Annotated in this window: 24 protein-coding genes; 11 read left to right on the top strand and 13 right to left on the bottom strand. The window is 70.4% G+C overall.

Annotated elements, in window-relative coordinates; genetic code table 11:
* Window positions 1–123: 123 nt before the first annotated feature.
* Together argH and STRTUCAR8_RS45480 are read right to left on the bottom strand one after the other, a co-directional pair.
* The gene (argH, locus tag STRTUCAR8_RS45475) at window positions 124–1,554 is read right to left on the bottom strand and encodes an argininosuccinate lyase (protein ID WP_006383303.1); all 1,431 of its coding nucleotides are present in this window, start codon (window positions 1,552–1,554) and stop codon (window positions 124–126) included.
* Between the two features lie 93 nt (window positions 1,555–1,647).
* Window positions 1,648–2,841: an argininosuccinate synthase gene (locus STRTUCAR8_RS45480; protein WP_006383312.1), complete on the bottom strand. Its 1,194-nt coding sequence runs from the start codon at window positions 2,839–2,841 to the stop codon at window positions 1,648–1,650.
* 209 nt (window positions 2,842–3,050) lie between these two features.
* On the opposite strand from STRTUCAR8_RS45480, the gene STRTUCAR8_RS45485 reads away from it, so the two are divergent.
* From STRTUCAR8_RS45485 to STRTUCAR8_RS45510, 6 genes are all read left to right on the top strand, one after another.
* The gene (locus tag STRTUCAR8_RS45485) at window positions 3,051–3,932 is read left to right on the top strand and encodes a hypothetical protein (RefSeq protein WP_006383296.1); all 882 of its coding nucleotides are present in this window, start codon (window positions 3,051–3,053) and stop codon (window positions 3,930–3,932) included.
* A 142-nt stretch (window positions 3,933–4,074) separates the two neighbouring features.
* Entirely contained in the window at window positions 4,075–4,662 is a 588-nt protein-coding gene (locus STRTUCAR8_RS45490; protein ID WP_006383305.1) for a pyridoxamine 5'-phosphate oxidase family protein, read from the top strand.
* A 3-nt stretch (window positions 4,663–4,665) separates the two neighbouring features.
* Window positions 4,666–5,370: a L,D-transpeptidase family protein gene (locus tag STRTUCAR8_RS45495; RefSeq protein ID WP_006383294.1), complete on the top strand. Its 705-nt coding sequence runs from the start codon at window positions 4,666–4,668 to the stop codon at window positions 5,368–5,370.
* A gap of 152 nt (window positions 5,371–5,522) precedes the next feature.
* A complete protein-coding gene (locus STRTUCAR8_RS45500; protein ID WP_006383314.1) occupies window positions 5,523–6,905 on the top strand; it encodes a ferredoxin reductase family protein in 1,383 nt (460 codons plus the stop codon).
* A gap of 19 nt (window positions 6,906–6,924) precedes the next feature.
* Window positions 6,925–8,082 carry an FMN-binding protein gene (locus tag STRTUCAR8_RS45505; RefSeq protein ID WP_006383311.1) on the top strand — a complete coding sequence of 386 codons (1,158 nt, stop codon included), beginning with the start codon at window positions 6,925–6,927 and terminating at the stop codon, window positions 8,080–8,082.
* Between the two features lie 43 nt (window positions 8,083–8,125).
* Window positions 8,126–8,863, top strand: coding sequence for an FAD:protein FMN transferase (locus STRTUCAR8_RS45510; RefSeq protein WP_006383299.1), 738 nt, complete (start codon window positions 8,126–8,128; stop codon window positions 8,861–8,863).
* A 69-nt stretch (window positions 8,864–8,932) separates the two neighbouring features.
* Here the strand turns inward: STRTUCAR8_RS45510 and STRTUCAR8_RS45515 are convergent, their stop codons facing one another.
* Genes STRTUCAR8_RS45515 through argC form a run of 5 tightly spaced genes read right to left on the bottom strand, consistent with a single transcriptional unit; the run spans window position 8,933 to window position 13,795 of the window.
* Complete coding sequence (locus STRTUCAR8_RS45515) at window positions 8,933–9,469, bottom strand: arginine repressor (protein ID WP_006383302.1); 537 nt, start codon at window positions 9,467–9,469, stop codon at window positions 8,933–8,935.
* A gap of 21 nt (window positions 9,470–9,490) precedes the next feature.
* Entirely contained in the window at window positions 9,491–10,714 is a 1,224-nt protein-coding gene (locus STRTUCAR8_RS45520; RefSeq protein ID WP_006383293.1) for an acetylornithine transaminase, read from the bottom strand.
* Complete coding sequence (argB, locus tag STRTUCAR8_RS45525) at window positions 10,711–11,622, bottom strand: acetylglutamate kinase (RefSeq protein ID WP_006383306.1); 912 nt, start codon at window positions 11,620–11,622, stop codon at window positions 10,711–10,713. Before argB ends, STRTUCAR8_RS45520 begins: the two co-directional genes overlap by 4 nt.
* A complete protein-coding gene (argJ, locus tag STRTUCAR8_RS45530; protein WP_006383298.1) occupies window positions 11,619–12,770 on the bottom strand; it encodes a bifunctional glutamate N-acetyltransferase/amino-acid acetyltransferase ArgJ in 1,152 nt (383 codons plus the stop codon). Before argJ ends, argB begins: the two co-directional genes overlap by 4 nt.
* A complete protein-coding gene (gene argC, locus STRTUCAR8_RS45535) occupies window positions 12,767–13,795 on the bottom strand; it encodes an N-acetyl-gamma-glutamyl-phosphate reductase (RefSeq protein WP_006383307.1) in 1,029 nt (342 codons plus the stop codon). The genes argJ and argC overlap by 4 nt, the downstream gene beginning before the upstream one ends.
* 127 nt (window positions 13,796–13,922) lie before the next feature.
* On the opposite strand from argC, the gene STRTUCAR8_RS45540 reads away from it, so the two are divergent.
* Window positions 13,923–14,663: a VOC family protein gene (locus STRTUCAR8_RS45540; protein ID WP_044474016.1), complete on the top strand. Its 741-nt coding sequence runs from the start codon at window positions 13,923–13,925 to the stop codon at window positions 14,661–14,663.
* 105 nt (window positions 14,664–14,768) lie between these two features.
* Here STRTUCAR8_RS45540 and STRTUCAR8_RS45545 read toward each other — a convergent pair whose 3' ends face one another.
* Window positions 14,769–17,243 (bottom strand): alpha-L-arabinofuranosidase C-terminal domain-containing protein, encoded by a 2,475-nt coding sequence (locus STRTUCAR8_RS45545; protein WP_006383313.1) that lies wholly within the window; start codon window positions 17,241–17,243, stop codon window positions 14,769–14,771.
* A 134-nt stretch (window positions 17,244–17,377) separates the two neighbouring features.
* Here STRTUCAR8_RS45545 and STRTUCAR8_RS45550 point away from each other — a divergent pair, with 134 nt between their 5' ends.
* On the top strand, window positions 17,378–17,839 hold the full coding sequence (locus tag STRTUCAR8_RS45550) for a DUF6314 family protein (protein WP_006383309.1): 462 nt from the start codon (window positions 17,378–17,380) through the stop codon (window positions 17,837–17,839).
* On the opposite strand, the gene STRTUCAR8_RS45555 is transcribed toward STRTUCAR8_RS45550, so the two are convergent.
* The 3 genes from STRTUCAR8_RS45555 to STRTUCAR8_RS45565 form a co-directional block, all read right to left on the bottom strand.
* Complete coding sequence (locus STRTUCAR8_RS45555; RefSeq protein WP_006383297.1) at window positions 17,836–18,429, bottom strand: histidine phosphatase family protein; 594 nt, start codon at window positions 18,427–18,429, stop codon at window positions 17,836–17,838. The genes STRTUCAR8_RS45550 and STRTUCAR8_RS45555 overlap by 4 nt on opposite strands.
* 129 nt (window positions 18,430–18,558) lie before the next feature.
* Window positions 18,559–18,999, bottom strand: coding sequence for a GNAT family N-acetyltransferase (locus STRTUCAR8_RS45560; RefSeq protein WP_044474014.1), 441 nt, complete (start codon window positions 18,997–18,999; stop codon window positions 18,559–18,561).
* A 97-nt stretch (window positions 19,000–19,096) separates the two neighbouring features.
* Window positions 19,097–20,530: an aminotransferase-like domain-containing protein gene (locus STRTUCAR8_RS45565; RefSeq protein ID WP_006383304.1), complete on the bottom strand. Its 1,434-nt coding sequence runs from the start codon at window positions 20,528–20,530 to the stop codon at window positions 19,097–19,099.
* On the opposite strand from STRTUCAR8_RS45565, the gene STRTUCAR8_RS45570 reads away from it, so the two are divergent.
* Window positions 20,529–21,485 carry a DMT family transporter gene (locus tag STRTUCAR8_RS45570; protein WP_006383310.1) on the top strand — a complete coding sequence of 319 codons (957 nt, stop codon included), beginning with the start codon at window positions 20,529–20,531 and terminating at the stop codon, window positions 21,483–21,485. The genes STRTUCAR8_RS45565 and STRTUCAR8_RS45570 overlap by 2 nt on opposite strands.
* 14 nt (window positions 21,486–21,499) lie before the next feature.
* Window positions 21,500–21,694: a DUF1918 domain-containing protein gene (locus STRTUCAR8_RS45575; protein ID WP_006383300.1), complete on the top strand. Its 195-nt coding sequence runs from the start codon at window positions 21,500–21,502 to the stop codon at window positions 21,692–21,694.
* Between the two features lie 193 nt (window positions 21,695–21,887).
* Here the strand turns inward: STRTUCAR8_RS45575 and STRTUCAR8_RS45580 are convergent, their stop codons facing one another.
* Window positions 21,888–23,159 (bottom strand): DUF6348 family protein, encoded by a 1,272-nt coding sequence (locus STRTUCAR8_RS45580; protein WP_006383295.1) that lies wholly within the window; start codon window positions 23,157–23,159, stop codon window positions 21,888–21,890.
* A gap of 486 nt (window positions 23,160–23,645) precedes the next feature.
* On the opposite strand from STRTUCAR8_RS45580, the gene STRTUCAR8_RS45585 reads away from it, so the two are divergent.
* Window positions 23,646–24,536, top strand: a complete 891-nt coding sequence (locus STRTUCAR8_RS45585; RefSeq protein WP_006383308.1) for a calcium-binding protein — start codon at window positions 23,646–23,648, stop codon at window positions 24,534–24,536.
* A 119-nt stretch (window positions 24,537–24,655) separates the two neighbouring features.
* On the opposite strand, the gene STRTUCAR8_RS45590 is transcribed toward STRTUCAR8_RS45585, so the two are convergent.
* Window positions 24,656–26,520: LuxR C-terminal-related transcriptional regulator (locus STRTUCAR8_RS45590; RefSeq protein ID WP_044474015.1), on the bottom strand; the 1,865-nt coding region annotated here is incomplete at its 5' end.

Below are 26,520 nucleotides of genomic sequence, written 5' to 3' on the forward strand. Positions count from 1 at the left end.
GCCGCCCCTACCCGTCCCATCCTTCAGGGGCTGTGCCCCTTCGCCCCCCTCGCGGGTGCGGGTCCGTCGTGGCTTGTCGCGCAGTTCCCCGCGCCCCCGAAGGGGCCTGCGGCCCTTCAGGGGTTACTTCGTCTTGGCCGTTGCCCACTTGTGCTGGGCTGCCACGTCCGCCTTCACCTCTGCCAGTTGGATCGCGACCGCGCTCGGGGCTGTGCCTCCTCGGCCGTTTCGGGAGGCCAGGGCGCCCTTGACGTTCAGGACCGTGCGGACCTCGGGGGTGAGGTGGGCGCTGATCTTCGCGAACTGGTCGTCCGTGAGACCGTCCAGCTCGACCCCGTCCGCCTCGGCGGCCTTCACGCACTCGCCGGCGACCTCGTGGGCGACCCGGAAGGGCACGCCCTGCTTGACCAGCCACTCGGCGATGTCGGTGGCCAGGGAGAAGCCGGCCGGGGCCAGTTCCTCCATGCGCTCACGGTGGACGGTGAGCGTGGCCATCATGCCGGTGAATGCGGGGAGCAGGACCTCGAGCTGGTCACAGGAGTCGAAGACCGGCTCCTTGTCCTCCTGGAGGTCCCGGTTGTAGGCCAGGGGCAACGCCTTGAGGGTGGCCAGGAGGCCCGTGAGGTTGCCGATCAGCCGGCCGCTCTTGCCGCGCGCCAGCTCCGCGATGTCCGGGTTCTTCTTCTGCGGCATGATCGACGAGCCCGTGGAGAAGGCGTCGTGCAGGGTGACGAAGGAGAACTCCTTCGTGTTCCAGATGATGATCTCCTCGGCGATCCGGGAGAGGTTGATCCCGATCATCGCCGTGATGAACGCGAACTCGGCGACGAAGTCGCGCGAGGCCGTGCCGTCGATGGAGTTGCCGACGCTGCCGTGCTCGAAGCCGAGGTCCTCGGCCACCGACTCCGGGTCCAGGCCGAGGCTGCTGCCCGCGAGCGCGCCCGAGCCGTACGGGGAGACCGCCGTGCGCTCGTCCCACTGGCGCAGGCGCTCCGCGTCCCGGGACAGGGGCTGGGCGTGGGCCAGGACGTGATGGGCGAAGAGGACCGGCTGGGCGTGCTGGAGGTGGGTGCGGCCGGGCATCGCCACGTCCGGGTGGGCCTCCGCGAGGCCGATCAGCGCGTCCTGGAGGTCGGCGATGAGACCGCCGATCGTACGGGCGTGGTCCCGCAGGTACATGCGGAAGAGGGTCGCGACCTGGTCGTTGCGGGAGCGTCCGGCGCGGAGCTTGCCGCCGAGGTCGGGGCCGAGGATCGCCAACAGGCCGCGTTCCAGGGCCGTGTGGATGTCCTCGTCGGCGATCGTGGGGACGAGGGTGCCGTCGGCGACTTCCGCTTCGAGCTGATCGAGGCCGGCCAGCATGCGCGTCAGCTCGTCCTCGGTGAGCAGGCCCGCCTTGTGCAGCACGCGCGCGTGGGCACGCGACCCGGCGATGTCGTAGGGCGCGAGCCGCCAGTCGAAGTGGACGGACGCGGACAGCTTGGCCAGGGCCTCGGCGGGACCGTCGGCGAAACGGCCGCCCCAGAGCCGTACGTCACCGCTGTTGCTGCTCACTTGCGTTGCTCCTCGAAAGGCAGGGGGTTGATGTGCCACCGCCTCCCCGCCCGGACACGGGAGGGGAGGCGGCAACAACGGTATCGGTATCGGTTACGCCTGGTCGCGCTTGGCCGCGATCTTCGACGACAGGCTGTAGATGTCGATGAAGCCCTTGGCCGCGGCCTGGTCGAACGTGTCGCCCGTGTCGTACGTGGCCAGGTTGAAGTCGTAGAGGGACGTGTCCGAGCGGCGGCCCGTGACGACCGCGCGGCCGCCGTGCAGGGTCATCCGGACATCGCCGTTGACGTGCTGGTTGGCCTCGTTGATGAAGCCGTCCAGGGCGCGCTTGAGCGGGGAGAACCACTGGCCGTCGTAGACCAGCTCGCCCCAGCGCTGCTCGACCTGGCGCTTGTAGCGGGCGAGTTCACGCTCGACCGTGACGTTCTCCAGCTCCTGGTGGGCCGTGATCAGGGCGATCGCGCCCGGAGCCTCGTACACCTCACGGGACTTGATGCCGACGAGACGGTCCTCGACCATGTCGATCCGGCCGATGCCCTGGGCGCCGGCCCGCTCGTTCAGCTGCTGGATCGCCTGGAGTACGGAGACCGGCTTGCCGTCGATGGCGACCGGGACGCCCTCCTTGAAGGAGACGACGACCTCGTCCGCCTCGCGCGGGGTGGCGGGGTTCGAGGTGTACTCGTAGATGTCCTCGATCGGCGCGTTCCAGATGTCCTCCAGGAAGCCCGTCTCGACCGCGCGCCCGAAGACGTTCTGGTCGATGGAGTACGGGGACTTCTTGGTGGTGGCGATCGGGAGCTGCTTCTCCTCGCAGAAGGCGATCGCCTTGTCGCGGGTCATCGCGTAGTCACGGACCGGGGCGATGCACTTGAGGTCGGGGGCGAGGGCCACGATGCCGGCCTCGAACCGCACCTGGTCGTTGCCCTTGCCCGTGCAGCCGTGGGCGACCGTGGTCGCGCCGTGCTTCTGGGCGGCGGCGACGAGGTGCTTCACGATCGTCGGCCGGGAGAGGGCGGAGACCAGCGGGTAGCGGTCCATGTAGAGGGCGTTGGCCTTGATCGCCGGAAGGCAGTACTCCTCGGCGAACTCGTCCCTGGCATCCGCGACCTCGGCCTCGACGGCGCCACAGGCGAGCGCGCGCTTGCGGATGACGTCCAGGTCCTCGCCGCCCTGGCCGACGTCGACCGCGACCGCGATGACCTCGGCGCCCGTCTCCTCGGCGATCCAGCCGATGGCGACGGAGGTGTCCAGACCGCCTGAGTAGGCGAGTACGACGCGCTCGGTCACGGGTTTTCTCCTCACAGTGCATTCGCTGACATGCATGAGTATGCAGGAGTCTGCATGGTTCGTCAATCTCGGGAAAATTTCTTACGGATGTTTGACGAGCCTTTGAACACGCGAAACCGCTTACCCGTACCTCACGCCAGACGCAGGCGCCGCGTCTGTACAGCGAGTTGAACCACACAGCCACCCCCTGACCCGAGTGAGGCATCCGCATGTCCAGGGCTCTTCCGAAGTACAACAAGCGTCGTGTGGGCATCATCGGCGGCGCCGCCGCAGTGGCTCTGTCCGGTGCGATCGTCGCCGGCTCCGCCCTTGCCGGGGAAACGTCCAACAACAACACGACGACCCAGGCGACCACCAAGGCCGCGGTCCCGACGGTGAACTGCCCGGCGGTCGCGAACAGACTGCCCGCGATCCCCGCGTCGGCGCAGGCCGAGGTCACCCGTAACCTCGCGCTGCTGAACACGCAGATCGCCGAGGCCAACAAGCGCATCGTCGACACCCAGGGCCAGGGCGGCCCCAACTTCATCGCGAACGCGATCACCGGTCCGCTCAAGGACAAGCGCGTGGCGACCATCAACCGCATCGCCACCGCCATCGGCCGCACCGCCGCCAAGCCGGTCGGCCTCGACGCGCTGGCGCCCTGCACCCTCAACAATGCCGGGGTGGCCGCACCCGCCGCGACGGCGGCACCGCAGGCGGGTGGCAACACCGGTAACGCGGGGAACGCCGGCAACACGGGCAACACGGGCAACAACGGCAACGCGGGCAATGCGGGTAACGCCGGCAACAACGGCGGCGCCGGCACCATCAGCTGCCCGGACGTGGCCTCGAAGCTGCCCGCCATCCCGGCGTCGGCGCAGGCGGAGGTCACCCGTAACCTCGCGCTGCTGAACACGCAGATCACCGAGGCCAACACGCGGCTCGTGAACACCCAGGGCCAGGGTGGTGCGAACTTCGTCCAGAACGCGATCCTCACCCCCCTCCAGGGCAAGCGCGAGTCGACCATCGACCGCATCGCCATCTCCATCGGCCGCACCGCGGCGAAGCCCACGGGCCTCAACTCGCTGGCTGCCTGCACGCTCAACAAGTGACGTGACAGGCACTGTGGCCGCCCCGTCGCAAGCGCCGACCGGGGCGGCCGCGGTCCTGCACACCCTCTGTTCAGCCGTCCTCAGTGCAGCTGTCGAGAAAACTCTTAGACAGGCGAACGACTTTCCCGGACAATGACCGGTCATGGGAAAGACCTACGAGCGCATCGACGGCCGCCTGCGAACATTCATCGAGGCGCAGCCCCTCTTCTTCACCGCGACCGCCCCGCTGTCCGGCGACGGCACGGTCAACCTCTCCCCCAAGGGCCTCAAGGGCTCTTTCGTGATCCTCGACGAGCTGACCGTCGCCTATCTCGACTTCGCGGGCAGCACCTCCGAGACCGTCGCCCATCTGCGCGAGAACGGCCGGATCACCCTCATGTGGTGCGCCTTCGAGGGCCCGCCGAACATCGTCAGGGTGCACGGCCGCGGTGAGCCGGTCTTCCGTGACAACCCACGCTTCCCCGAACTCCTCGCCCGCTTCCCGGACATCGACGCCACCGCGCACGGCCTGCGCGCGATCATCGTCGTACGGGCCGAACTCGTCCGGGACAGCTGTGGGTACTCGGTGCCCTTCATGTCGTACGACGGCGACCGCGATCTGCACGCCAGGCGCTTCGCGCGCGAGGACGACGCCTCGCTCAGCGCCTACTTCGAGAAGAAGGACCACATCGCGACGAGCCTGGACGGACTACCGGGGCTGCCGTTGCCGCTGCCGCCCAGTACCGTCTGAGCCATGCGTCCCGGAGCCGCCGTCGTCCTCGCGTCCGCGTCCCTTCTCGTGCTCGCCCCCGGTGCCCCTCCCACGGCCGCGCCGCCGCTGCCCGCCCTGCTGGCCGACACCGGCGGCGGCTCCCAGCTGATCACCGCGTCGGCCCCGAGCGCCAAGGCGACCTCGGGCACGCTCACCTGGTGGGACCTGCGAGACGGGAAGTGGACGAAGGCCGGCTCCGCGCCCGCGCGCTTCGGCGCGAACGGGCTCGTCGAGGGCGGCTCCCGCAGACAGGGCACGAACACCACCCCCGCCGGGCTGTACGACCTCCCGTACGCCTTCGGCATCAAGACGGCGCCGGCCGGTACCCGGGTCACGTACCGGACTGTGCGGCAGAACTCCTGGTGGTGCCAGGACAACGCCTCGCGCTCCTACAACCGCTGGACCGAGCCCCGTCCCGCCGACTGCCGGGCCGCCGAGTCCGAGCACCTGATCTCGTACACGCAGCAGTACGCGCACGCGTACGTCATCGGGTTCAACTACGCCAAACCGGTACGGGAGCGCGGCGCGGGAATCTTCCTCCATGTCAACGGGCGTGCGGCGACGGCCGGTTGTGTGTCGGTGTCGGCGGAGGCGATGCGCGCGGTACTGGGGTGGGCCGATCCGGGCCGCCGACCGCACATCGCGATCGGCACGGTGAGCGGACCGACCGCCATCGTCCGCTACTGAGCAGCAGCACCGGGCGCACCTCCCGGCAGGGGTGTTACCGGCCGTCACGCCACTTACCTGTGGACTCCGTAGGCCACTGAACACTCAGCGGTCGCGGCACGTATGTGAGGGCCAAGGGGCCAAGCCTCTCGACCCCGTCCCACGGAGGAACCGTGACCACCACGATCGCAGGCGGACGTGCCGCGCGGCGCCAGACGATGCGCCGCATCCGACCTCGCCGCTCGCCCGCCGTCCCGCTGCTGCTCGTCGTAGGGGCGGGCGCGGCCGGAGTGATCTGGCTGTGGTGGAACAACACGGCCTCCCTGGCCGACACCACCGCCCAGGTGATCGCGGCGGGCCGGATCACCGGCCTGCTCGCCGGTTACCTGATGGCACTGGTGGTGCTGCAGATGGCCCGGGTGCCCGCGCTGGAGCGCCGGGTCGGGTCGGACCGGGTGGCGCGCTGGCACGCGATGAGCGGCCGGTACACGCTCAGCCTGGTCGTGGCGCACGTCGTCCTCATCATGTACGGGTACGCCCTCCAGGCCGGCAAGACGTTCGGCGACATCGTCCAGCAGACGGTCGACTCGGTGAACCAGCTGCCCGACATGGGCAAGGCGGCGATCGGCACGGGGCTGCTGGTGGTCATCGGGCTCAGCTCCATCGGCCCGGTCCGGCGGATGATCCCGTACGACCTCTGGTACCACGTGCACCTGCTGACGTACGCGGCCACGTTCCTGACGTTCTGGCACCAGCTCTCCACGGGCAACGAGTTCGTCGTCGAGCCGGCCGCGAAGACCGCCTGGTACGCGCTGTACGGCTCGGTGACCGCGCTGGTCCTCTGGTACCGCATCGTCACGCCGATCCGGCTGAACATGCGCCACCGGCTGCGGGTCGAGGCGGTCATCGAGGAGACCCCGGGGATCGTGTCCGTGCTGATGAGCGGCCGGAAGCTGCACCGGATGGGCGCGGAGGCGGGCCAGTTCTTCCGCTGGCGCTTCCTGGCCCCCGGTATGCGGTTCAGCTCGCACCCGTACTCCCTGTCGGCGGCCCCCCGGCCCAACATGCTGCGGATCACCGTGAAGGCGATCGGCGACCACAGCTCGGCCCTGCGCGAGCTGGAGCCCGGTACCCGGGTGTGGGCCGAGGGCCCGTACGGCGCCCTGACCGCCTCCAAGCGCAGCCAGGGCAAGGTGCTGCTGGTGGCCGGCGGAGTCGGCATCACCCCGATGCGGGCGCTGTTCGAGACGCTGCCCGGCGCCGAGGGCGACCTGACCCTTCTGTACCGGGCCAACAGCACCCAGGACCTGGCCCTGTGGGACGAGCTGGCGACCATCGCCAACGAGCGCGGCGCCCGGCTCATGTACGCGGTGAACAGCCCCGACGGAGAGCGCCCGGACATCTCGCCGGAGTCGCTGCGCCGGAAGCTGCCGGACATCGACGACCACGACGTCTTCCTGTGCGGGCCTCCCGGCTTCGCGCAGGGTGTGTACGAGGCATTGCGCGGCGCGGGTGTTCCGGCGCGCCGTATCCACCACGAGTCGTTCGAGATGTGAGCGACGGGAGCCAGGAGCGATGAAGAAGAGTCACCCCTTTCGGCGCGTCATGCTGGCGAGCGCCGCCACAGTCTCCGGAATCGTGCTGCTGCTGACGCTGAAGCCGTCGTCGGACCCCGGGTCCGCGCAGGCGGCCGGCGCGCTGCCGCAGCAGACGTCGGCGGCGCAGGAGTCGGCCCAGGGCGGCGCGGCCGCCAAGGACGGCACCTTCACCGGCGACACCGTCCAGACCCAGTACGGCCCGGTCCAGGTCCGCGTCACGGTGAGCGGCGGCAAGATCACCAAGGCGGAGGCACTCCAGCAGCCCAAGGGCGGCCAGAGCGACCAGATCTCCGGCAACGCGATCCCCAAACTCAACAAGGAAGCGGTCACGGCCGGCCTCGACGGCACGGTCGACGCGATCTCCGGCGCCAGCTACACCAGCGCGGGCTACGGCAAGTCGCTCCAGTCCGCCCTGGACAAGGCCAGTGCGGGTGCGAGTACGGGTGCCACCGGGGGTGGCGGTGCGGCCCAGGCCGCGACGGTCACCGGTGACGCGGTCGACACCCAGTACGGCCAGGTCCAGGTCCGGATCACGGTGAGCGGCGGCAAGATCACCAAGGCGGAGGCCGTCAAGGCCCCGACCGGCGGCCAGAGCACCACGATCTCCGGCGACGCCGTACCCAAGCTCAACCAGGAGGCGGTCGCCGCCGGCACCGCGGACATCGACGCGATCTCGGGCGCCAGTTACACCAGCGCGGGCTACAAGAAGTCGCTGCAGTCGGCCCTGGACAAGGTTCCGGCCGCGGAGTCGGACAAGGGGACGGCCACCGGGGCGAGTTCATCCGACCCGGCAGCGAGCTCACCGGCGGGCTCGGGTGCCGCGGGCAGCGGTGCCGCGAAAGGCGGGGCGACCTCCGACGGGGGCGGCACGTACACCGGCAGCGTGATCCAGACGGAGTACGGCCCGGTGCAGGTCCGGGTCACCCTGACCAACGGCCGGATCACCTCGGCGTCGGCGGTGCAGGCGCCCAAGGGCGGCCGCAGCGACCAGGTCTCCGGCGACGCGATTCCCAAGCTCAACCAGGAGGCGGTGACGGCGGGCGATGGAGACATCGACGCGGTTTCCGGCGCCAGTTACACCAGCGCCGGCTACAAGAAGTCCCTCCAGTCGGCCCTGGACCAGGCCGGTGGTTGATCCCGCCGAAGCTCCCGTCGCGGTACGTCATGCGGAGGAGGTCATGGGGACCGTCTTTTCCTTTGACGTCCGCGGCGGGGACCCCCGTGCGGTCGGGTCGGCGCTGGCTGCGGCGATCGCCGGACTGCACAAGGTCAACGAGGTGTTCAGCACCTACCGCGAGAACAGCCAGATCTCCCGGCTGGCCCGTGGCGAGATCTCCGTCGCCGACTGCGACCCGGAGGTCGCCGAGGTGCTCGACCTGTGCGCCGAGGCGGAGCAGGTCAGCGAGGGCTGGTTCAGCCACACCTACCAGGGGCAGATCGACCCGACCGGCATCGTCAAGGGCTGGGCTGCGGAGCGCGCGGCGAGAACACTGACGGCGGCCGGCGTGAGCGGGGTCAGCGTCAACGGCGGCGGAGACGTCCAGCTGTGCGGGGCGCCGGGACCGGGGCGCCCCTGGCGGGTAGGGGTGTCGGACCCGCTCCGCCCCGGCGGCCTGGCGGCGGTGGTCTCGGCGGCCGGCACCGACGAACTCGCGGTGGCCACCTCCGGCACGGCGGAACGCGGCACCCACATCGTCGACCCCCGCACCGGCAAGTCCGCGGTGACGGACCTGGTCGCGGTGACGGTCGTGGCTCCGAAACTGACCTGGGCGGACGCCTGGGCGACGGCGGCCTTCGCGATGGGGTCGAGGCAGGCGCTGCGGTGGCTGGAGTCCCTGCCGGACGTGGAGGCCCTGCTGATCACGGCGGGCGACGAGGTCAGGTGTACCGGGGGCCTGGCGAGAAGGCTGGGCTGAGGAGAGTCTTTCAGGGGCGCGGGGAACTGCGCGACCAGCCACAGCGAACCCGCACCCGGCACACAACCGTCAGTGGTTCTTCTGAGCCAACCCCAACAAGTGATCAGCCAACGCCTGTCCCCCCACAGGGTCCCGGCTGATCAGCATCAATGTGTCGTCCCCGGCGATCGTCCCCAAGATGTCGTGCAGTTCAGCCTGATCAATCGCCGACGCCAAGAACTGCGCAGCCCCCGGAGGGGTCCGCAGGACCACGAGATTCGCGGAAGCCTCCGCGGAGATCAGCAGCTCCGCGGACAGCCGCCGCATCCGCTCCTCCTTCGCCGACTCCCCCAGCGGAGCACGCGGCGTACGGAAACCGCCCTCGCTCGGCACCGCGTAGATCAGATCGCCGTCGTTGTTGCGGATCTTCACCGCGTTCAGTTCGTCCAGGTCCCTGGACAGCGTCGCCTGCGTGACGGTCAGCCCGTCATCGGCCAGCAGCTTCGCCAACTGACTCTGCGACCGCACCGGTTGCCGGTTGAGGATGTCCACGATCCGGCGGTGGCGTGCGGTGCGGGTCTGCGGTACGGCAGGCCCCGCGTGCTCGTGATCCTGCGCCTGCGTCATCGTCGTCGTCTCATTCCCCGGCTAGTCCTTCCCGTCAACCGCGTCGAGAACCCCGGGAAGCGCCTGAAGGAACGCGTCCCCCTCGGCGTCACCGATGTTCAACGGCGGCATCAGCCGTACGACATCGGGAGCGGGCGCGTTCACCAGGAACCCGGCGTCCTGAGCCGCCTGCTGCACCTGGGGCGCGAGGGGCTCGTTGAGCACGATACCCAGGAGAAGTCCCGCGCCCCGGACATAATCGATCAACGGGTGGCCCGCACCCTCGATTCCGTCCCGCAACCGCTCGCTCTGCCGCTTGACGTTCTCCAGCAACCCCTCGTTCTCGATGGTGTCGAGTACGGCGAGGCCGGCGGCGCAGGCGACCGGGTTGCCGCCGAACGTCGTACCGTGCTGGCCGGGCTGGAGCAGGTCGGCGGCGCGGCCGAAGGCGACGGTCGCGCCGAGGGGCAGTCCGCCGCCGAGGCCCTTCGCGAGGGTGACGACGTCGGGCAGGACGCCGTCGTGGGCCTGGTACTCGAACCAGTGCCCGGTACGGCCTGTGCCGGTCTGTACCTCGTCGAGGACGAGCAGGGCGCCGGTGGCTGCGGTGATCGCGCGCGCGGCCTTCAGATAACCGGCGGGCGGGACGACGACGCCGTTCTCGCCCTGGACCGGCTCGATGATGACGAGGGCGGTCTCGTCGGTGACGGCGGCGGCCAGTGCCTGCGCGTCGCCGTACGGGACGTACGTGACGTCACCGGGCAGCGGCACGAAGGGCTCCCGCTTTCCGGGCTGGCCGGTGAGCGCGAGGGCGCCCATGGTCCGCCCGTGGAAGCCGCCCTCCGTGGACACCATGTGGGTGCGTCCGGTCAGCCGGCCGATCTTGAAGGCACCTTCGTTGGCCTCGGCGCCCGAGTTGCAGAAGAACACCTTGCCGTCCCGGCCGAAGCGCTGGAGCAGCTGTTCGGCGAGCGCGACGGGCGGTTCGGCGACGAAGAGGTTGGAGACATGGCCGAGGGAGGCGATCTGGGTGGAGACCGCCTCGACGATCGCCGGGTGGGCGTGGCCGAGCGCGTTCACGGCGATGCCGCCCACGAAGTCGATGTACGCCTTGCCGTCGGCGTCCCACACCGTGCTGCCGGCGCCGCGGACGAGGGGCAGCCGGGGGGTGCCGTAGTTGTTCATGAGGGCGCCCTGCCAGCGCGTGGTCAGTTCCTGATTGGCGCTCAGTTCCTGACTGTCGTCCAGCTCGTGGCCGGCGTTCATGCGTCTTCCCCCTCTTCCTCCGCATCGGGCACGACCATCGTGCCGATGCCCTCGTCCGTGAAGATCTCCAGCAGGATCGAGTGCTGGACCCGGCCGTCGATGACGCGGGCGGTGGTGACGCCGTTGCGTACGGCGTGCAGGCAGCCCTCCATCTTCGGCACCATGCCGGAGCTCAACTCCGGGAGCAGCTTCTCCAGTTGGGAAGCGGTGAGGCGGCTGATCACCTCGTCGGAGTCGGGCCAGTCCTCGTAGAGGCCCTCGACGTCCGTGAGGACCATGAGGGTTTCGGCGCCAAGAGCAGCAGCGAGTGCCGCAGCCGCCGTATCAGCATTGACGTTGTAGACATGTCCGTCGTCCTGGCTACGGGCGATCGACGAGACGACCGGGATTCGGCCGTCGGCGAGCAGTGCCTCGATCGCGCCCGTGTCGATCGCGGTGATCTCGCCCACCCGCCCGATGTCGACCAACTCCCCGTCGATCTCGGGCTGGTGCTTGGTGGCGGTGATGGTGTGCGCGTCCTCGCCGGTCAACCCGACGGCGAGCGGCCCGTGTTGGTTGAGCAGCCCGACCAGCTCCCGCTGGACCTGGCCGGCCAGCACCATGCGTACGACGTCCATGGCGTCCTCGGTGGTGACCCTGAGGCCCGCCTTGAACTCGCTGACGATGCCGTGCTTGTCGAGGGCGGCGCTGATCTGCGGACCGCCGCCGTGCACGACGACGGGCTTGAGGCCGGCCTGGCGCAGGAAGACGACGTCCTGCGCGAAGGCGTTCTTCAACTCCTCGTTCACCATGGCGTTTCCGCCGAACTTGATGACGACGACCTTGCCGTTGTGGCGGGTCAGCCAGGGCAGCGCCTCGATGAGGATCCTGGCCTTGGGCAGGGCGGTGTGCTTGCGTGTAGTGCTCATGACGAGTACGCGCTGTTCTCGTGGACGTAGTCCGCGGTCAGGTCGTTGGTCCAGATGGTGGCGGTGTCGGTGCCGGCGGCGAGGTCGGCGACGATGTGGACCTCGCGGTAGCGCATGTCGACCTTGTCGCGGTCCTCGCCGACGCCGCCGTTCTTGCAGACCCAGACGCCGTTGATGGCGACGTTCAACTGGTCAGGTTCGAAGGCGGCTTGTGTCGTGCCGATGGCGGAGAGGACGCGGCCCCAGTTGGGGTCCTCGCCGTGGATGGCGCACTTGAGGAGGTTGTTGCGGGCGATGGAGCGGCCCACCTCGACGGCGTCGTCCTCGCTCGCCGCGTTCACGACCTCCACCTTGATGTCCTTGCTGGCGCCCTCGGCGTCCCGGATGAGCTGCTGTCCGAGATCGTCACAGACGGCCCGTACGGCCTCGGCGAACTCGGCCTGGTCCGGGGCGACTTCGGAGGCGCCGGAGGCGAGCAGCAGCACGGTGTCGTTGGTCGACATGCAGCCGTCGGAGTCGACGCGGTCGAAGGTGGTGCGGGTGGCGGCGCGGAGCGCCTGGTCCAGGTGCTCGCTGTCCACGTCGGCGTCCGTCGTGAGGACGACGAGCATGGTGGCGAGGCCCGGGGCGAGCATGCCCGCGCCCTTGGCCATGCCGCCCACGGTCCAGCCGCCCTTGCTGACGACGGCCGTCTTGTGGACGGTGTCGGTGGTCTTGATGGCGATGGCGGCCTTCTCACCGCCGTGCTCGGAGAGTTGACCGGCGACGGTCTCGACTCCCGCCAGCAGCTTGTCCATCGGCAGGAGCAGCCCGATGAGTCCGGTGGAGGCGACCGCGACTTCCCCGGCGTTCAGACCGAGGGTGTCCGCGACCTTCTCGGCGGTGGCGTGGGTGTCCTGGAAGCCCTTGGGACCCGTACAGGCGTTGGCGCCACCGGAGTTGAGGACGACGGCGGAGACGGTCCCGCCCTTCAGTACCTGCTCGGACCACAGCACCGGTGCGGCCTTGACGCGGTTGGAGGTGAAGACGCCGGCGGCGGCGAGGCGGGGCCCGTTGTTGACCACGAGGGCCAGGTCCGGGTTGCCGTTCTCCTTGATCCCGGCGGCGATGCCCGCCGCCGTGAACCCCTGTGCTGCCGTGACACTCACGGTGCGACTCCGATCGTGGAAAGCCCGGTGGTCTCGTCGAGCCCGAGGGCGATGTTCATGCTCTGGACGGCACCGCCCGCGGTGCCCTTGGTCAGGTTGTCGATGGCGCTGATCACGATGATGCGGCGTACGGACTCGTCGTACGCGACCTGCACCTGAACGGCGTTGGAACCGTAGACGGACGCCGTGGCGGGCCACTGCCCCTCGGGGAGGAGGTGCACGAACGGTTCGTCGGCGAACGCCTTCTCGTAGGCGGCGCGCACGGACTCGGCGGTGACGCCGGGCCGGGCGGCGGCGGTGCAGGTGGCGAGAATGCCGCGGGACATGGGGGCGAGGGTGGGCGTGAAGGACACGGCGACGGGCTCGCCGGCCGCGCCGCTGAGGTTCTGGACGATCTCGGGCGTGTGCCGGTGTCCGCCGCCGACCCCGTACGGCGACATGGACCCCATGACCTCGCTGCCCAGCAGGTTCGTCCTGGCCGCCTTGCCCGCGCCGGAGGTGCCGGAGGCGGCGACGATCACCGCTTCCGCCTCGGCGAGCCCGGCGGCGTACGCCGGGTAGAGGGCGAGGGAGACGGCGGTCGGATAGCAACCGGGCACCGCGACGCGCTTGGACCCCTCCAGCGCGTTGCGGGCACCCGGCAGTTCGGGGAGGCCGTAGGGCCAGGTCCCGGCGTGCGCGGAGCCGTAGAACCTCTCCCAGTCGGCCGCGTCGTGGAGCCGGAAGTCGGCGCCCATGTCGACGACGAGGACGTCAGGGCCGAGCTGCTCGGCGACGGCGGCGGACTGCCCGTGCGGCAGCGCGAGGAACACGACGTCGTGCCCGGCGAGCACGTCGGGGGTGGTCTCCTGGAGCACACGGCCGGCCAGCGGCAGCAGGTGCGGCTGCAGTGCGCCGAGCCGCTGCCCGGCGTTGGAGTTGCCGGTCAGGGCGCCGATCTCGACCTCGGGGTGGACGAGGAGCAGACGCAGCAGTTCCCCGCCCGCATACCCACTCGCTCCGGCCACCGCCACACGTACCGCCATGGAACCCTCCTCCTAGATGGCATGACTATACGTTTCGCTGCACGTTTATGCAATATGGTGGATCAGTATGCGGGGCCGTACGGGCGGTGCGGACGCCGTCGCGGAGCGAATCCCTAAGATCGCCGGCATGACACTGCGACCCGTCCTGGTGAACATCAAAGCCCTCGACGACTCCGCGATCGGCCGCTTCTGGGCGGAGGCGCTCGGCTGGGGTGTCTCCAGCCCGGAACCCGGTGCGACCGCCGCCAAGCCGGCCGACTTCGACTGGCGGGACCCGGTCGGCGTGTGCGTGGACGTCATCGTCGTACCGGAGCCGAAGACGGCGACGAAGAACCGGGTGCACATCGATCTCGCGACCAACTCCGCGGCGCATCAGGCGGAGCTGGTCGCGCGTCTGAAGGCTCTCGGTGCGACGCCCGCCGACGTGGGCCAGGGTGATGTGCCGTGGACGGTCCTCGCCGATCCGGAGGGCAACGAGTTCTGTGTGCTGGAGCCCCGGGACGTCTACCGGGACACCGGGCCGATCGCCGCTGTGGTGGTCGACTGCGTGGATCCTCGGGCCATGGCCCGGTTCTGGGACGAGGCGATCGACTGGACCCTGCACGAGGTGACCGATGATCATGCGGTGCTGCGTGACGCCAGGGGTGTCGGCCCGTATCTCGAGTTCCTCCGCAAGCCCGCCACGAAGGCCGTGCGGGACCGCGTCCACATCGACCTGGTGCCGGACCCCGGTGACGACAAGGCGGCGGAGGTGGCACGGCTGCGGGCCCTCGGCGCCGCCGACCTCGACGTGGGTCAGGGCGACGTCCCGTGGACCTGCATGACCGACCCGGAGGGCCACGAGTTCTGCGTCCTCGCCCGGTCCTGACAGAGGTCGAGGTCGTACGTAGTTCTGACCCGAGGCGGCCCAGACGCCCTCCGGCACCTGGGCCGCCCGTACGGTCAGTCGTTTCCGTCGGTCAGGTGGTCACCGTCACCCCTTCTTGATCCGCAGGAAGGTGACGGAGTTCGCCGGGAAGGTGTACGTGAACTTCCTCGCGACGCCCGAGAACGTCGACTTCACCGGCGCGACCGGTGTCGCCGTCTCCGTGTTCACCGCGTCCGGCGCGGCGGCCAGCGTGGTCACCGCGGCCTTGGACCGAACCTTCACCTTGCCGAGGTCGATCGTCGTACGGGCCTGCGCCGCCTGGGCGTTGACGACCTTGACGATCAGGTCGCCGGTCTTCGCGTCCTTCGTGACGATCTGACGGAACGGCTCGGCGGGCTTGTCGTCGGTGAAGCCGCCCCACTCCTGGCCGTCCAGGTAGAGGGTGACCTGCCGGCCCCGCACCTTGACGTCGATGTCGTAGGCGCGTCCGGTCTCGATCGAGCCGGGCTTGGCCACGAGGGTCGACTTGCCGCCGTCCGAGGCCTGTTCGACGGCGGACTGGGTGTTGTTCCAGCCGCCCAGGTTCCACCAGTAGTAGTTCCCGGTGTCCTTGACGCCGAAGGCGACGAGGAAGCCCTCCTTGCCGGACTTCTTGGTGGCCTTCACATGGAGGTCGTAGTCGTGCCAGGCGGGGTCTCCGGCCGAGACCATGGTGTTCTCGGCGGCGACGTCGGTCTGGACGTACTGGCCGTCCTGGAGCGTCCAACTCCCGCCCCCGGTATGGGTCCACCGGGACGCGTCACCCGAGAAGTCGTCGGTCAGCAGCGCCGTGCCGTCCGCGCCGGTGACCTTCACGTCGTCGTACGCCGCCGTGGTCGCCCAGGTCGACAGACCGACGGCGCCCGTGATCGGGCCACTCACCGAGGGCGTGCCGGTGGCCGTGGTGGGCACCACGCGGTCGCCGACGTTGTTCATGAACAGCTTCTGCACCTCGTACGAGGGTGAGCCCCAGGACGCGTGGTTGTTGAACCAGATCATGTCCGGGCGCCACTGCACGTAGTCCTCGTTGGAGAGCAGCGGGGCGTACGAGGCGAGCTTGACGACGTCCGCGTTGCGCTCCAGGCCCGTCATGAACGCGGCCTCGGAGAGGGCGTTCTTGAAGGTGTTGCCGCCGGAGGCGTACTCGCCGAGGAAGACCTTGGGGCCGTTCCTGTCGTACGAGTCGTAGCGGTCGTTGTTCTGGAGGAACCAGTTGGTGCTGTTGTAGTAGTGCTCGTCGACCATGTCGACGTTGGCGTCCCGGTTGAGCTTCCAGGCGGTGTCGAAGGTCGAACCGCTGTCGTCCGGGCCGGAGTTGGAGATGATGGTGATGTCCGGGTACTTGGCCTCGATGGCGGTCCGGAACTCCGTGAAGCGGGCGAAGAACTCGTTCGGCAGGTTCTCCTCGTTGCCCACCTCGATGTGCGTGAGGTGGAAGGGCTTGGGGTGGCCCATCTGCGCCCGCTTGCGGCCCCACTCGCTGGTCACCGGCCCGTTGGCGAACTCGATGAGGTCGAGGGTGTCCTGGACGTGCCGCCTGAGCAGCGCCTCGTCGACGACGGCCTTGTTCTGCCCGCAGCCCGTGACCAGCGCCGGGACGACGGGCAGCGGCATCGCGCCGATGTCCTCCGAGAACTGGAAGTACTCGTAGTAGCCGAGTCCGTAACTCTGGTTGTAGCCCCAGAAGTTGGAGTTGGTCGCACGCTGCTCGACCGGCCCGACGGTGTCCTTCCACTGGTACGAGCGCTGGCGCTGCCAGTTCGAGGCCGCGCTGTAGTCCTCCATGGACCCGGTGTTGACCAGGCAGCCACCCGGGAAGCGCACGAAGCCGGGGTCGAGGGCGGCGATCTTCTGGGCCAGGTCCTGGCGCAGCCCATGGCCCTTGTAGGTGTCCCGGGGCAGCAGCGAGACCATGTCCAGGGCGACGGGGTTGTCCGTCGCGACCGTCAGCCGCCCGGCGGTGCTGGATCGGGTCGCGGTGAACCGCGCCGAGTACTTGGCCCAGCCGCCCTTCACAGCGACCTGGCGGACCTCGGCGAGGGCGCCTTCGGTGTCACCGAGGGACACGGTCAGCGCGCCGGCCAGGTCGGCGCGGGCCCAGACGGAGAAGTCGTACTTCTTGCCGCTCTCGACCCTGATCCCGGTGTTGTAGCCGGAGTTGGTCACGGACGAGCCGGCACCCAGGGAGAGGTAGGTGCGGTTACGGGCGTTCAGACGCCCGTCGTCGTCCAGGGTTGTCGCCGTGCCGCCGACGGCCCAGGAGGTGAGGGGCGTGTACGAGCGGTTGTCGGCGGTGGAGTACTCGAAGGATCGGTTCTGCACGAGTTCCGCGTACAGACCGCCGTCGGCGGCGCGGTTGATGTCCTCGAAGAAGACTCCGTACATCGTGTCGTCGATCCTGGCGCCCTTGGCGGCCGGGTCCACGGTGATGGCGTAGTCGGTGACGTCCTCGGCGTTGGCCGGGGCGGGAACGACCGCCGAGACCACCAGAAGGGCGGCGGCCGTGAGACCTAGTCTCCAGCGGGTGCGTGTGCGTGACATGGATACTCCGCGGCTCGGTCGGTGCAGTTCGGGATACCGGACAATGATCAGCACTTCGAACGGCAAGATAGGTATGTGACTGGAGCGCGTCAATGGGGCGTGCGGCAACCCGAATGTTTCGAGCGGAGGGCGGCATGGACGAGTTCCAGCCAGTAGCTGATGCCCTGCTGTATCTGGCGGGGAGCTGGCGTGTGGAGCGATCGGTGCGCGATCTCGCGGGCGCTCACGAGGGGACTTTCACCGGATTCACGACGTTCAGCCCGCTGGACGGAGGAGGCCCGCGCGGCCTGCTGCACCACGAGTCCGGCACGTTCGTCTGGCAGGGTGTCGCCCGCCCCGCCGAGCGCGCACTCCACTTCCTGCCGGGTATCGCTCGGGGCACGGTGGACGTGCGTTTCGCGGACGGCCGCCCCTTCCACGATCTGGACCTGACCTCGGGCCGATGGGTCACCGACCACCCCTGTGCGGCCGACCTCTACCGCGGCGAGTTCACGGCCCTCGGCACCGACCGCTGGCGGACGGTGTGGCGCGTGGCAGGCCCGGCCAAGGACCTCGTCCTCACCACCGACTACACACGCGACCAGCAGAGCTTCTAGCCGCGGGCGGACTGAGGGAACATGCCCTCGAAGCGCAGGTTCCAGCGGCCCTTGCGGCCCGTGACGACGGTCGTGGACAAGGGGCGGACGTCGAGATTCCAGTAGGTCGAGGGGGGCGCCTTCAGGGCGTAGACCAGGGCCGCCCGGATGACCGAGGGCTCGGCCACGGCGACGATCTTGCCCCCGTCGTCGGCGGGCCGGGTGTCGAGCCAGCCGCCGACGCGCGAGACGAAGTCCAGCAGCGACTCACCGCCGTGGGGTGTGGCGCGCGGGTCGGCGAGCCAGGTGTCCACGGACTCGGGCTCCCGGGCCATCGCCTCCCCGAGGGTGAGTCCGCGCCAGCGGCCCATGTCGCAGTCACGCAGGGCCAGTTGGACGAGCGGCCCGTAACCGAGCGCGTCCCCGGTGGCCCGGCTGCGGGGTGTCGGTGAGCAGTAGCGCAGCTCGGCCGCCGCCAGCGGCACCAGGTCCTGGGCGGCGCGCTGCACCTCGTCCCAGCCGGCCTGGTCCAGCGGCCGGTCGTCGTCGAAGCGTTCCGCGAGCAGCGGGGAACTGCGCGCGGCGGCGACGAACGTGACCCGAAGTTGCATGCGGCGATGGTGGGCCGGGAAAGTGGGCAGGTCAAGGGGCGTTACTCAGGAGTTACCGGGGGTAGATGGCCCTCGCCGCCCGTTGCCGCCCGATCGTCACAGAGGCTTTACGCCGACTCCACGGAGGCTTCACGCGAAGTGGAGCGCCATCCACCGATCGGGCTTGTCGAGCGGCCGGAAACCGATCTTCTCGTAGACGCCGTGCGCGTCGTGCGTGGCGAGCAGGATGCGGCGCACCCCGAGCGCCCCGAGATGATCCCGTACCTCGCGCACCATCGCCGTACCGATGCCCGTACCCCGTGCCGACGGGTCCACGTACACATCGCACAGCCACGCGAAGAGCCCCTGGTCGGTCACCACCCGCGCGTATGCCACCTGCTCCCCCGAAGCCGCGTCGTACACACCGAAGTTGAGCGAGTGCGTGATCACGTCCTCGAACTTCTCCCGGGGCCGGTCCAGCGCCCAGTAGGCGTCGGTGGACAGCCAGCGGTGGACACGCTCGACATCGACCCGGGCGGGGTCGACGGAGATCTCGTAGCCCTCGGGGAGGGCGGGCACGTCGTCGCTCATGCGGGGAGGTTCACAGGTCGGAGCGGGTGCTGTCCAACAGTTTCCGTGGCCCGCGCCGGGTCGGAGCCTCACCCGAGCCCCTCGTCAGAGCACCTCGTCAGAGCACCTCGCCGCAGGCCGTACGCAGCCTCCGTACCCCTTCCCCGATCTCCCCCACTCCCGCCACCGCCGCGAAGCTCAACCGCACGTGTGCGGCCGGGGGTTCGGCGCTGAAGTAGGGACGGCCGGGGGTGATCGCGACGCCCGCGCGCAGTGCGGCGGCGACGAGGGACGTGTCGTCGGCGCCGTCGGGGAGGCGCAGCCAGAGGTGATAGCCGCCCGACGGGATGTGCGGCAGGGAGAGTTGAGGGAGTTCGGCCAGCAGCGCGGACGTCATGGCGTCCCGGCGGGTCTTCAACTCGGCCGACACCGCGCGGAGATGGCGTGGCCAGGCAGGCGAGCCCACGAGTTCCAGAGCCGCCTCCTGCAACGGCCTCGGCACGAAGAAGGTGTCGACGATCTGGATGGCGCGCAGCCGTTCCAGTACCGGGCCCCGGGCCGCGAGGGCGCTCACCCGGAAGCTCGGTGAGGTCGCCTTGGTGAGCGAGCCGACGTGGACGACCACACCGTCGGGGTCCTCCGCCGCGAGGGGACGCGGCAGCGGTGCCGCGTCCTCGTGCACCAGCCGCCGTACGAAGTCGTCCTCGATCACGAAGGCGCCGGCCTCACGGGAGATCCTGAGCACCTCCGCGCGCCGCTGGGGCGCGAGCACGGCACCGGTCGGGTTCTGGAACAGGGGCTGGCAGACGAACACCCGGGCGCCGGTCGCCCGGAACGCGTCGGCCAGCAACGGCGGACGTACCCCGTCCGCGTCCACGGGCACCGGGACCGGGCGCAGGCCGGCCGCGCGGGCGATCGCCAGCATGCCGGGGTAGGTGGGCGACTCGACCAGCACGGGGGCGCCGGGCGGGGCGAGGGCGCGCAGGGCTGTCGTCAGGGCGGCCTGACCGCCGGCCGTGATCAGCACCTCGGCCGCCGTGACGGCGCCGCCGATGCCCCGCGCGAACCACTCGCGCAGCTCCGGCAGCCCGTCCAGGGGCGGCCGGCCCCACGCCCCGGGACGGCGTCCGGCTCGTGACAGGGCCGCCGCCATCGCCCGCTCGGGCTGGAGGGAGGGGTGCAGATAGCCGCCGTTGAACTCGATCACGCCGGGCGGCGGCGCGGCCAGCGAGACGACGACGCCGGCGGCGTTCACCGTGCGCGGTACGAGGTCGGCGGCTCCGTCCGCGCTCAGGGCGACCTCCTGCCAGGAGGTGTCGCCGGCGGGGGTGGACGCGGGGCGTGCCTCGGCGCGGTACGCCCCGGCCCCCGGGCGGGTCACGACCAATCCTTCGGCGGCCAGTTGGGCGAGCGCCCGGGAGACGGTCACCGGGCTCACCCGGAACCGTTCCACCAGTACGCGACTCGACGGCAGCTTTCCACCTGGAGAGTAGCGGTTCAGCTCCTGTCGCAGCTGATTCGCCAGTTCACCGACACTGCTACGCTCTTGCATGAGAGTAAACGATAGCGCTACCGCACTGACTCCGATAGCGGTCAGCAGGCACACGGAGACCCCTGGAAGCCGCACAGCGCCTCCCGAGAAGTCCGGGGCCCGCCGTGCCGGGACGCTTCAGGCCGCCCTCGGCGTCACCGCCTTCTCGCTCACCTTTCCGGCCACGGCCTGGGGGCTGGAGGGCTTCGGTCCGTGGTCGCTGGTGGCCGTGCGGTCCGTCCTGGCGGCGGTCATCGCGGGCGGCTGTCTGCTGGCTCTGCGCGTACGGCCGCCCGCCCGCCGTCACTGGGCAGGGCTCGCGGTCGTCGCCGCCGGAGTCGTCCTCGGCTTTCCGCTTCTCACCACGCTCGCCCTCCGGACGTCGACCACCGCGCACGCCGCCGTCGTGGTGGGCCTGCTGCCGCTGACGACGGCCCTCTGCTCGGCGTTGCGCATGGGCACCCGCCCCTCGCGCACCTTCTGGGCGGCGGCCCTGGCGGGCGCGGCAGCCGTGCTCGCCTTCACCGTCCAGCAGAGCGGCGGCGCCCTGACCAGCGCCGACGCCTATCTGTTCGGCGCCCTGCTGATCTGCGCGGCCGGCTACACCGAGGGCGGCAGACTGGCCCGGGTCATGCCGGGCTGGCAGGTCATCGGCTGGGCGCTGGTGCTGTGCCTGCCGCTCACCGCGCCCGCCGCCGCGCTGGCACTGTCGCAGGAGCCCGTACAGCTCACCGCGCACAGCGTGCTCGGGCTGCTGTGGGTGGCGGCGGGATCGCAGTTCCTCGGCCTGGTCGTCTGGTACCGGGGCATGGCGGCGATCGGAATTCCGAAGGCCAGCCAGTTGCAGCTCGCGCAGCCCCTGCTCACACTGGTGTGGTCGGTCCTGCTGCTGGGCGAGCAGCTGACTCCGGCCGCTCCGCTGACGGCGGCGGCCGTGCTCGTCTGCATCGCCGTCACCCAGCGGGCCCGCGGCTGAGAGGAGGCCCGCAGATGCGCGCAATCGTGGGCGACCAGCTTGTCCAGCACGGCAGGGTGGTCGGCCAGCACGACCAGGTCACGGAAGTCGTCGAGGTCATGGGCCAGGAGGGCACTCCCCCGTACCGCGTCCGTTTCCCGGACGGGCACGAGGCAGTGATGTCCCCCGGCCCCGACTGCCAGGTCCGCCACAAGGACGCGGACCGCTAGCCGAGTGCCGCTGAGTGTCAGCGTGGTGGCGTCGCCGACTGCTGGTAGTGGTCGGCGACCACCCGGGCCATGGCCCCGACCAACGCCTCCTGGCCGCAGAGGCGAAGATGTCTCTCCGCACTTCAAGCGGTCGGGTGCACGGCGGGTCCTTGCGGTGCCCGCAGAACGCCCAAGACCTTTCCCTGCCTACCCCTCAGCTTGACGGCGAGCGGGGGAAGCGGTCGCCGAGGACGAACGCGGCAGGCCAGGTCTCGCTCAATACCCCGCTGAGCAGGGGGTCGGTGGACTCCAGAACCTCGCTGAGGCGGACTGAGCCGTCCTCGTTGATCCGTTGGCCGCCGAGGACGACGGGGGCGCGCAGGACGCCCTCGCCCCAGGGGCCGATGGCGTTGCCCAGTAGGCCCTCAAAGCGGTGGCCGGCCAGGTCGTCGTTGTGGATCCGCTGCACGAAGCCGTCCATCACGGCTGCCTGGAGGTAGACCCAGGCGAGGTAGACCACCGTGCGTCCGTCGTCCAGACGGATCGGGAGGCGGACCTTCAGGAAGTTGCCGACGCCCTCCGCGACGATGATCGCGCCCGTGTCCGACTTCACGCGGCGTCCGCGTTCCTCCTCCGAGAGCTCGGCCACCAGGTGAGGCAGGGCCAGGTCGAAGCCGGGATGCTCCGGGTCGAGTTGGCCCCCGCAGTCGCAGGCGCAGGCGGCGCCGTGGCTGTGGGTGCCGGTCTGCACGGAGGCTGGAGCGAGATCGAGTCGGACCTTCGGGTAGTTCGGCTCGCCGCTGCCCGCCACTACCGGCAGCAGCAACGCATAGAACCGAACCGCTGTGAACGTCGTCGGCTCGGGCAGTCCGAGCGCCGCCATCGCTGCCGATGCGGCCTCGTGACGCTCACCGTTCACGCGGATCTCAGCCTGCACGGCGCCGGGGCTGCCGCCGTAGAAGACCTTGACGCCGTTGAAGAACGGCGATTCCAGGTCCGCGGTGAACGAGTCCGCGATCCGGTGCAGCACGTTCGCTTCCGACAGCGCGTCCTGAAGCCGCCGGTTCTCGTCGACGTCGTGTCCGAGACCGACCGCGCCCGACGTGATCACGTGCCAGCCAGGCACGCCGCGCTCGTCGTCGGGGCCCGCGTGGTCCGCGAAACGCTCGCGGCGGTCGAGGAGTTCCAGCAGACACGCGCCGGCCGTCTGCACCCACGTGTTCGCCGCGTCCTGAGGATCGGCGGACATCGACACGACGCAGTCCATGAAAAGCGGCACGTCCGGCTGGACACCGACGTCCGGTAGCGCGACGAGATCGTAGTGGTGGCCGCCCCCGTGATGCGGCGGAGCCACGCCCACGGCCCAACCATGCGGGCTGCTCAACGAGTTCCCCTTGAGCTGCGCGCCCTGCGTCACGCCGGGTGCCAACTCTTCCAGCCCGCCCCTCACCAGTGCGAGGAACTCCAGGTCGGGCAGCCGGTTCACCGGCGGTTCCTCTTTTTTGCGCGTACGACGTCGTATCCAGGACACCCGTGGATAGTAGTGAGGCCGACCGCCCGGGCAGCGCTCGGGCCCCGGACGGTTGGCCTCCTGGTCGGCCCGCTCGGCAGGGGGCAGGCCCCGGCCGTCGCAGGCAGGACGGACCTTGGTGGTCAGCCCGCCGCGGGACCGGCCCGGCGCGGGCGAGCCGCCGAGCGTGCGGATCTCGATGAAGGAACCTCCGGCCCCTCGATCGCCGGAGCGCCCACGCCGGCTGCTGGTAGTGGTCGGCGACCACCCGGGCCACGGCCCCGATCCTGACGACGCCCACGCGAGGAACGCGCAGGCATGCCACAGTGCGTGGAAGCCGCCTCTGCCGTCCCGCTCCATCGCCGCCGCACCGGCCGGTAAATGGGGGGCGTTCCCCCATGTGCCTCCCGGGTCCGGCGGGCACTGTGGTCAGGTCGATTCACACAGACCGAGAGGGATCCGATGGGCAGAAAAGCGTTACTGCGGGTCATGGTGGTCGCGGCGATGGCGGGTTCCGCGGTGACTTTGACCGGAGGGCCGGCGAGCGCGGCCACCGGTGTGTTCAAGAGCGGGACCAACATCGTCGTGAACGCGGCGCAGGGCCGCGCGAACAACATCACGGTCAGCCTGTCAGGGAACTTCGTCATCATCCAGGACACCGCCGACACCCTGACCGCCGGACTCAACTGCACCCTCCTGGTCAACGGCACGGTGGCCTGCCCGGTGGCCGTCAACAGCGACACGGTCGTGGTCAACGCCGGTGACGGCAACGACGTCATCACCAAGACCGGCAACGTCCGCGGTGACCTCAAGGGCGAGTCGGGCAACGACGTCATCAACGGCGGCCCCAGCCCCGGCAGCAACATCCTCAACGGCGGCGCGGGCAACGACACCCTGAACGGCGGCGTCACCTTCGACCTCCTCAACGGCGGCCCAGGTGCCGACCGGCTCAGCGGCGGGGGCGGCACCAGCGACATCGCCAGCTACTTCGAGAGCGGCTCCGGCGTGGTCGTCGACATCGACAACGCCGCCGACGACGGCATCGGCGGAGAGGGCGACAACGTCCTCACCGACGTCGAGATCGTCTACGGCAGCCAGTTCGGCGACACCCTCACCGGGGGTACGGCGGGCGACATCCTGTCCGGCTTCGCGGGCAACGACCTCCTGGTGGGCGGCGCGGGCAACGACACGCTGGTCGGCGGCGCCGGCAACGACACCCACAGCGGCGGAGCGGGCAACGACACCCTCGACGGTGTCGACAGCGTGTTCGACAACGACTCCCTCAACGGGGGCGCCAACACCGACACCTGCACCGCCGACACCAGCGACACGAAGAGCGCCTGCGAGGCCTGACCACTCGCGCTCCGGAGCGCCTGTCGCGAGCATCGGTTCCACCGCTCGCGGCAGGCGCTCCAGTGCCGCTCCGCGGCCACGGTGCCGACCGCTGGTCCCGCTGGTCGAAACGCTCGGAGTCACTGCCCGTCCGCGTACCGGCGTGCCAGGGCGATCAGTGCGGCCCGGCCACTCCGACAGGTACGGTCGCGGAGGCTCGCGAGGTGTTTCTCGACGGTGCGTGGCGAGAGGAAGAGCTGCTCGGCGATCTCCTGGTTGCCGAGTCCCCGGCCGAGCAGACGCAGCACCTCGTACTCCCGCGTGGTCACCCCGGACCGTCGAAGTTCCTGCGGAACCGTGTCGTGGCCCTCGCGGCGGCGGGCCACGGGCGAGCCCGCTTCCCGCAGCATGGCGCGGCACGCGGCCGAGACCCGTGTGGTGCCCCGGTCGTGGAAGAACTGCTCGGCGGAGCGCAGCCACTCGACGGGATGTCCCCAGCTGTCGGTGAGCGCCGCCGAAGCGCCCAGGCGCAGACACAGGTGGCGGGCCAGGGGGATGGCCTCGATCCCGGCCAGCGCTTCCTTGGCGGCCTTGGCGGCCTCGGCGGCCCGGCCCTCGCGGCCCAGCAGCACGGCCCGGGACCATCCGACGAACGGCCGGTCCCAGTGGACCTCGGTGAGCCGGTCCGCGACGGCCAGGTCCAGCTCCGCCCAGCCTGCCGCACCCCGTACGGTCCGCAGGAGCAGGTAGGGGCCCAGGAAACCGGTGACCCCGCGCGTGCTGGGCAGCGCCCGCATGGCCCGGTCCGCCTCGGTGAACTCGGCCATCGCACGGTCGGGTTCCTCCCGCAGCAGGGAGCAGATGCCCTGGGCCCAGCCCCACACGGAGGTGTCGGCGTAGCCCCAGAGCGCTCCGGCGCTCCGTCCGGCCAGTGCCTTCTCCATGACGTGCAGCGCGGTCTGAAGTTTCTGCCGGTCCCCGCGTGAGGCGGCGATGATGGCGTCCACTCCGACGCCGATCAGCTGCACCTCGCGCAGCCGCAGCCGGTGGGCCGTCGTCCGGAGCCGCCGGGCGGACTCCAGGGCGCTGTCGTGCTCGTCGCGCAGCAAGTGGGTCTGTGCCAGATGCATGTCGGCCCAGGCCGTCATGAGCACCGCGCCGGTCTCCTCGGCTGCCTTCCGTACGGCCAGCAGCCGACCGGTCCCGGTGGTCCGGATCCGGTCGAGTACGCCGAGTTCCAGCAGGCCGCGTATTCGCCAGACCGGCAGCGCATGGGTCTCGGCCGTGACCACCAGGCGTTCGAACACTCTTTCCGCCTCGGCCAGGTCCAGGGGCCGCAGACAGTACCCGAGCATGTTCAGCGCCTTGCAGCTCACCTCCGGCAGTCCGACCGCCTCCGCGGTCGCCACGGCCCCTTCGGCCAGGGCCCTGGCGCTCTCCAGCCGGTCCGGACGCTGCGAGTTGAGCACGAGGTGCGCGGCGACCGCGTCCAGGGCGGCGCGGAACGCGGGGTCGGGCTCGGCTCCGAGCAGTTCCCGTGCCCGCCGCACGGCGGTCAGGCCCTCCTCCCACTGCTGCGCGGTGGCGGCGGCTCTGGCCCGGGCGAGGAAACCCGCGGCGCGACGGGCGGGCGGCGCGCCCCACACGGTCAGGACACCGTCCAGCCGGTCGCCGAGTTCCGGTACGCGCTGGACGTCGCCGGTGAGGACGAGTGTCTCCAGCAACTCCTCCAGCAGTCCGGCCACCGCCTCGGGCGGGGCGTCCGCGGTGTCGGCGGTCAACTCCAGGCCCCGGTCGAGGAGTTCGACCGCGGTCAGCAGAGCGCCTCGCAGGACCGCCTGCCGGCCGGCCCGGGTGAGCAGCACGGCCGCCCGGGCCCGCTGTCCGCCGGCGACGCACAACTCCGCGGCCAGACGGTACAGGTCGTCACCCGAGTCACCGCCGATCAGACCCTCCGGCTTCGCTGCCCACCGGGGCTCCCCGACCCGCCGGACGGGGCGGGGAG

It is taken from the genome of Streptomyces turgidiscabies Car8, from assembly GCF_000331005.1.
Classification (GTDB): Bacteria; Actinomycetota; Actinomycetes; order Streptomycetales; family Streptomycetaceae; genus Streptomyces; species Streptomyces turgidiscabies.